Here is a 538-nt window from a genome sequence, read left to right on the forward strand (position 1 = left end):
GGTCGGAAAAGGGTGACGTACCTGGGTTTACATCGGTGGCGATAGCCATTGGCACGTGGTACTTCCTTAGTAGCTCAATCGGTGGTAACTGAGTTTCTCTCAAGAAGTAAAAAGCACCGGGTAGTAGTGTGGCGACGGTATCGGACTTCGAAAGGGCGACCACACCGTCTTCATCGAGATATTCGATATGGTCAGCCGAAAGGCCTTTGTATCGTGCGGTCAATTCAGTGCCACCAAGGTTTGATAGCTGCTCTGTGTGGCCTTTTACGTGTAAGCCATATTGTTTCGCTGTCGCAAATACTTTTTCGGTTTGCTCCAAATTAAAACCGATAGACTCACAAAACACATCCACACTGGTGGCCAAGTTTTCCTCTGCGACGATTGGGATGATTTCCTGACAAATATGTTCGATGTAATCGTCTGCGCGACCTTCAAATTCAGGCGGTAAAGCATGAGCGGCAAGAAGGGTAGTTGTGATTTTGACTTTACGCTCTTGTTCTAAGACTTTTGCAGCACGCAGCATTTTTAGTTCGTCTTT

General features: G+C 46.8%; 1 pseudogene. It reads right to left on the reverse strand.

The features are described 5' to 3' along the window. Positions 1-538 (reverse strand): annotated as a pseudogene (locus R8N49_RS29890) (imidazolonepropionase); the annotation flags it as partial.

Source organism: Vibrio sp. 1978, from assembly GCF_033344345.1.